Source organism: Pseudomonas sp. C8002 (assembly GCF_013385765.1).
Classification (GTDB): domain Bacteria; phylum Pseudomonadota; class Gammaproteobacteria; order Pseudomonadales; family Pseudomonadaceae; genus Aquipseudomonas.
Genome location: NZ_JACAPJ010000033.1, coordinates 25,359 through 31,961, shown reverse-complemented (window position 1 = coordinate 31,961; position 6,603 = coordinate 25,359). Strand labels below are relative to the sequence as shown.

Annotated in this window: 5 protein-coding genes; 2 read left to right on the top strand and 3 right to left on the bottom strand. The window is 60.9% G+C overall.

Annotation, left to right across the window (positions count from 1 at the left end; all coding sequences use genetic code 11):
- Window positions 1-553: 553 nt before the first annotated feature.
- Window positions 554-1,024 (bottom strand): Lrp/AsnC family transcriptional regulator, encoded by a 471-nt coding sequence (locus HX814_RS28185; protein WP_008430161.1) that lies wholly within the window; start codon window positions 1,022-1,024, stop codon window positions 554-556.
- Window positions 1,025-1,148: 124 nt separating this feature from the next.
- On the opposite strand from HX814_RS28185, the gene HX814_RS28180 reads away from it, so the two are divergent.
- Both HX814_RS28180 and HX814_RS28175 read left to right on the top strand, forming a co-directional pair.
- Window positions 1,149-2,393, top strand: coding sequence for a methionine gamma-lyase (locus HX814_RS28180; RefSeq protein WP_177009637.1), 1,245 nt, complete (start codon window positions 1,149-1,151; stop codon window positions 2,391-2,393).
- A 185-nt stretch (window positions 2,394-2,578) separates the two neighbouring features.
- Window positions 2,579-3,268: a helix-turn-helix transcriptional regulator gene (locus HX814_RS28175; protein WP_087695226.1), complete on the top strand. Its 690-nt coding sequence runs from the start codon at window positions 2,579-2,581 to the stop codon at window positions 3,266-3,268.
- A gap of 125 nt (window positions 3,269-3,393) precedes the next feature.
- On the opposite strand, the gene HX814_RS28170 is transcribed toward HX814_RS28175, so the two are convergent.
- Entirely contained in the window at window positions 3,394-5,352 is a 1,959-nt protein-coding gene (locus tag HX814_RS28170) for a MacB family efflux pump subunit (RefSeq protein ID WP_003212489.1), read from the bottom strand.
- Between the two features lie 3 nt (window positions 5,353-5,355).
- Window positions 5,356-6,507 (bottom strand): macrolide transporter subunit MacA, encoded by a 1,152-nt coding sequence (macA, locus tag HX814_RS28165; protein WP_032898521.1) that lies wholly within the window; start codon window positions 6,505-6,507, stop codon window positions 5,356-5,358.
- Between the last annotated feature and the right edge of the window lie 96 nt (window positions 6,508-6,603).

Here is a 6,603-nt window from a genome sequence, read left to right as displayed (position 1 = left end):
TAACGGGGCGCCTAAGATCAAAATCAAGATCAAAAGCAAGAGCACAGCGGCCTGCCGGCCGGCTTGAGTGTTAAAAGCTAAATCAAAAGCTAAAGCGGGCACGGTTCACTGTAGGAGCTGGCTTGCCGGCGATGGCATCACCTCGGTGTGTCTGATGCACCGAGGTGTCTGCATCGCCGGCAAGCCAGCTCCTACAGAAAAGCTGCTCTGCTTTCGCTCTGGCTTTTGATCTGGCTTTTAAACACTCAGGTCGGCTCTCAGGCCGCCGTGCTTTTGATTTTGATCTTGATCTGACTGCCCCAATAAGCCCGAGGCCGAACGCAGGTATTGCGGAGCGGGTAAACCGGCAGGACGCCGGTTTAGCCGCGCCGGGCCATGGATGGCCCGTCGCGGCGGCCCGCGGAGTAATGCCGGAGTGAGGGAACACCGAGCCTAGGCGAGGTGCCGACAGGCGGGGCAGAGCGCTTTGGTTACTTTGCCGCTTTTGCAAAGTGACTCGCTGTAAGAGCGAAACCATAAGCAGCCGTTACCCAAATAACGGATACACACACCATCACTCCGGCAAAGGAATCACCCGCAACGGCCGCACCGACTTATAAGAAAAACTCGAGTAAATCTCCTTAACACACGGCAACCCCTGCAACACCTCCCGCGCAAACTCCCCAAACGACTCCAGATCCTTCGCCACCACTTCCAACAAAAAATCATACCGCCCCGAAACGTTATGACACGCCACAATCTCGGGAATCTCCAACAACCTTTGCTCAAACGCCCGGGCAACTTCCCGGGAGTGCGTATCCATCATGATGCTGACAAACGCCGTCACCCCATACCCCAGCGCCTTGGGCGACAGGATCGCCTGATAACCGCCGATCACCCCGCTGTCCTCAAGGTTCTTCACCCGCCGCCAACACGGCGAAGTGGTCAGCGACACCCGCTCCGCCAACTCCGCCACCGTCAACCGCGCATTACCCTGCAAGGCGTTTAAAAGTGCCTTGTCAGTCCGATCCAGATGCATGGGCATATCTTGCCTCAAAACGTCGTTTTTATTGTTTTTCATCCCAATCTACCGGCCTTTCCCAGCAAACTATGGAACGTTCGGCCGCCGTTATAAGCATAGCATTGTAGGAAATAAGGAGCGTCCGACCATGAAAAATAAACACAACACGTTCGGCTTTTCCACCCGCGCCATCCACCACGGCTATGACCCCCAGGACCACCACGGCGCCCTCGTGCCGCCCATCTACCTGACGGCAACCTTCGCCTTCCCCACCGCCGAATACGGAGCCGCCTGCTTCGCCGGCGAAGAGAGCGGACACTTCTACACCCGCATCTCCAACCCCACCCTGGCCCTGCTGGAATCGCGCATGGCCACCCTGGAAAACGGCGAAGCCGCCGTCGCCTTCAGCTCCGGCATGGGCGCAATTGCCGCGACGTTCTGGACCCTGCTGCGCCCAGGTGATGAAATCATCGTCAGCCAGACCCTCTACGGCTGCACCTTCGCCCTGCTGCACCACGGCATCGGCGAATTCGGCATCAAGGTGCGCCACGTCGACCTCACCGACCTGAACGCCCTGAGCGAGGCCATCAACCCGGCCACGCGCATGATCTACTTCGAAACCCCGGCCAACCCCAACCTGCAACTGGTGGACATCGCCGCCGTCGCCGAGATCGCCCACCGGCAACCCGGTATCACCGTGGTGGTGGACAACACCTACTGCACGCCCTACCTGCAACGCCCGCTGGAAATGGGCGCCGACGTGGTGGTGCACTCGGCCACCAAATACCTCAGTGGCCACGGCGATATCACCGCCGGCATCGCCGTCAGCAGCCAGGCCCTGGCCCAGCGCATTCGCCTGCAAGGGCTCAAGGACCTGACCGGTGCGGTGATGTCACCCCAGGACGCCGCCCTGCTGATGCGCGGCCTCAAGACCCTGGCCCTGCGCATGGACCGCCATTGCAGCAACGCCCTGGCCATCGCAGAAGCCTTGCAGGCCCATCCCCTGGTGGAATGGGTGACCTACCCCGGCCTGCGCTCCTTCCCTCAATACGAACTGGCCGCGCGGCAGATGAAACAATCCGGCGGCATGATCGCGTTTGAACTCAAGGGCGGCATCGACATGGGCCGACGCTTCATGAACGCCCTCAAGCTGTTCACCCGGGCCGTGAGCCTGGGGGACGCCGAGTCACTGGCCCAGCACCCGGCCAGCATGACCCACTCCACCTACACCCCGGAGCAGCGCGCCCACCACGGGATTTCCGAAGGGCTGGTGCGACTCTCGGCGGGCCTTGAGGATGTCGCCGACCTGCTGGCCGACGTTGCCCAAGCCCTGCAGGCCTGTGCCGTAAAGCCGAAATCCCGGGCGGTGCAACACAACGTTCATCACGCTTGAAGTAAATTCACAGGCAGGCGCGACGTTTATCAATAGCCCGGCCTGAAAAGGTCGGGCTTCTCCCGTTGCGCCCTGCACCGCAAAAAATTTGATCCATTCATTGGCCCGTTTGCGAAAGCCTGTACTAGCATACGAGGCGGCAGTCATGGAGATCACTGCCCTGTACGCCGCCCTCATTGAAACTCATGGATGAAATGATGAACTCACACCTGTTCCCCCACATTGGCAAAGTCATCGCCAGCACCGGCAGCCGGCATTTCCCGCGCATGCTGCATGACCTGATCCTCACCCAACTGGCGGTCGACGCGACGCACATCACCCAAATGCCTGTGAGTTCACCGCGCAAGGCAGGCAGTTCGCGAATGACGGGGATCAGCCCGGTGTACACCGACCCGCTGCCAGGGCAGGAAGAGGCCCAGGCCGCCGCCCAACTGCACCTGACCCGGCGCAAGGATGACGTCAGCTACGTGCTGTCGGTGTATCGCTCCAACCCCTGCGAAAGTTTTTCCCAGCAGGAGCGGATCATCCTGCAAGACTTCTCCTCCCTGCTGCTGCCGATGGTTGAAAAACACATCAGCGCCCTGCAACCCAGCGATCCGGACAGCGAAGCGCCGCAGCAACAAGGCATCGACACCTTGCGCCGGCGCTTTGAAGAGCGCCTCGCGCAATCGGGGCTGGCCCTGTCCAGCCGGGAGCTTGAGGTGTGCGTGGGGCTGCTGGCCGGGCGTACCGCGCCGGAACTGGCGGAGCAGTTGGCACTGAAGGTCAATACCATCGAGAGCTACCTCAAGCGGGCAGCGATCAAAATGGGCATCAGTGGCCGGCATTCATTGATGCGGTGGATGTATTCCACAGAAGAAAACGCCACTCTCTAGAACACCGAGGAACAAATGTGGGAGCGGGCTTGCTCGCGAATGCGCAGTGTCAGTCAATACATGTGTGACTGATCCAGCGCATTTGCGAGCAAGCCCGCTCCCACATTTTTTGATCTCTTCCCGGCCTAATCCCGGGCCAGGGCTTCAATCGGATCCAACCGCGCCGCATTCCGCGCCGGCACAAACCCGAACACAATCCCGATCAACGTTGAACACGCAAACGCCGTCACCACCGAGCCCAGGGAAAACACCATTTCCCACTCTTTCACAAACAACGAAAACAGATAGCCGATGGCGAATGACAGCGAGATGCCGATCATCCCGCCAATCAGGCAGACCATCACCGCTTCCACCAGGAACTGTTGGCGAATATCCGATTGCCGCGCGCCCACTGCCATGCGAATCCCGATTTCGCGGGTGCGTTCGGTCACCGACACCAGCATGATATTCATCACTCCGATGCCGCCCACCAGCAACGAAATCACTGCAATCAACGACAGCAGCAACGCCAGGGAACGGCTGGTTTTCTGCACCGTCTGCATGATGCTGTCGAGGTTGTTGGTAAAGAAGTCCTTGGTGCCGTGACGTTGCAACATCAGCTTGGTGACGTTCTCTTCCACCACCTTGCTCGGCTGGCCGTCCTTGATGCGCACCGTGATGCTGTCCAGATGACGCTGGCCCAACAGCCGCCCCGCTGCCGTCTCGTACGGCACCCACACGTTCAACGCCTTGCTGGCGGCGAACATGTTTTTGTTGTCGGCCGTCACCCCGATCACGGTGCAGGGCAGGTTGCCCACCAGGATCACCTGGCCCAACGGATCCACGCCGGGCGCGAACAGCCGATGGCGCGCGTTGTGGTCGATCACCACCACCTGGGCCTGGCGCCGGGCGTCGCTTTCGCTGAAGGTAATTCCGGCTTCGAGCTTCAGGCCCTTGACCTGGAAATAGCGATCGCTGACCCCATTGACCTGGGCGTCCAGGTCGATATTGCCGTAACGCAGCAACAGGTTGCGCCCCACCACCGGCGTGGCGCTGTCGACGTAATACAGCTGGTTCAGCGCATCCACATCCGACGGCAACAACGTCTCGATGGCTGACGCACGACTGTCACCAAAACTCTTGCCGGGAAAGATATCAATGGTGTTACTGCCAATGGCCTGGATGTCCTTGAGCACATAGCGCTTGGCGCCTTCGCCGATGGCCGAGATCGACACCACCGAGGTGATGCCGATGACAATGCCGAGCATGGTCAGCAAGGTGCGCATGCGATGGGAAATCAGCGCCACCCAGGCCATGTTGAAGGCCTCCTTGAACAGCCCGAGGCTCGCCACCAACTTGCGCGCACCGCTGCGCTTGGGCTCGATGGGCGCTTCGGTGGGCAGGTCGAGGCCGACACTCTGATTGGCGCGGTCACTGACGATCTCGCCATCGCGCACCTCAATGATCCGCTGGGCATTGGCCGCGACTTTCGGGTCATGGGTAACGATGATCACCGTGTGCCCGGCGGCGTGCAGCTCGGCCAGGATGCGCATCACCTCCTTGCCGCTGTGGGTATCGAGGGCGCCGGTGGGTTCGTCGGCGAGGATCACTTCGCCGCCGTTCATCAAGGCCCGGGCGATACTCACGCGCTGTTGCTGGCCGCCGGACAGCTGGCTCGGGCGATGGGTCAAATGCCCCGACAACCCCAGGCGTGCCAGCAATTCCCCGGCGCGGCTATGCCTGGCGGTTTCCGGCGTACCGGCATAAATCGCCGGCATTTCCACGTTGTGCAACGCGCTCAGGTGCGCGAGCAAGTGGTAACGCTGAAAGATAAAACCGAAGTAGTCGCGGCGCAGCTCGGCCAGTTGCTCATCCCCCAGGGTGCGGGTTTCGATGCCATTGATCTTGTAGCTGCCGGCGGTGGCGTAGTCGAGGCCGCCGAGAATGTTCATCAGGGTGGATTTACCCGAGCCCGAGGCCCCGGTGATCGCGACCATTTCCCCGGCGTGGATGGTCAGGTCGATGCCCTTGAGCGCAATGAATTCGCGGTCACCGGCCATGAAACTGCGCACGATGCCTTTAAGCTCCAGCAGTGGCTGAGTCATCAATCAGCCCCCCGCCACGGCAGGCGATGGGTCGCCGATCACCACCTTGTCGCCTTCGGCCAGGCCATCGAGGATCTGCACCTTGACGTTGTTGTTGATGCCCGTCTGCACCTGCCGCGTGTTGGCCTTGCCCTTGGCGTCCAGCACCCGCACCGGGAAACTGCCATCGGCATTGCGCGGGCCGAGTGCGGCCACCGGCACGGTCAGTGCGGCCTTGGCGGTGTCGAGCACGATGCGCACCTGGGCGGTCATGGCGATGCGCAGGCGGTGGTCGGGGTTGGGTACGTCGAACAGCGCATTGTAGAACACCGCGGTGTTTTGCTTGGGGGTGCCGGCGGTCTGGGTTTCGAGGAAATTCTGCGGGGCAGGTTCGGTACCGCGCAATTTGGCGTAGTAGCGTTTGTCGGCCTCGCCGAGGATGGTGAAATACACCTGCTGGCCCGGACTGATGTGGATCACGTCCGCTTCGGAGACCTGGGCCTTGACGGTCATGGTGTCCAGGTCGGCGAGCTTGAGCAGCACCGGTGCCAGTTGGCTGGCGATCACGGTCTGGCCTTCCTGGGTGACGATGCCCACTACATCGCCGTCGATTGGCGCGACGATGCGGGTGTAGGCCAGGTTGATCTTGGCGGTGTCGATCTGGATGTGGGCGCTTTTGATCTGGGCGTCGAGGGACATCAGGTTGGCGCGCTGTACCTCGTAATTGGACTCGGCGGTTTCGAAGTCCTGGCGGGACACGGATTCGTCCTCTTGCAGGCCCTGATAGCGTTCGTAGACGGATTTGGTTTCCTTGAGTTGCGCCGCAGTGGCGCGGCGTTGGGCCTGGAGGTTTTCTTCGTCGACCTGGGCTTTGCGCAGGGTGTTCTGCAGGATCAACGGGTCGATTTCGGCCAGCCATTGGCCCTTCTTGACCTTGTCGCCGACCTTGACCTTCAGGGATTTGAGTTGGCCGGAAACCTGGGCGCCGACATCGACCTGCTTGACGCCTTCGAGCAGGCCGGTGGCCAGGACGGCGTTTTCGATGTCACTGCGCTCGGCGGTGGCGGTCAGGTATTGCGGCGCGTCTGCGGGGGCCTGCACGGTGTAGATGGTCAGGGCGGCGGCGATTGCCAGGGCCAGGGCCATTCCTGTTTTGCGAAGCTTTGACTTTTCCATAAGTGACCACAGAAGACGTTGAAGTTGGTCCGGCTTTTGGCTCGGAGTACATATCCGTTTTTTTAGTAACGGCTGATATGGGTTCCGCTCTTACAG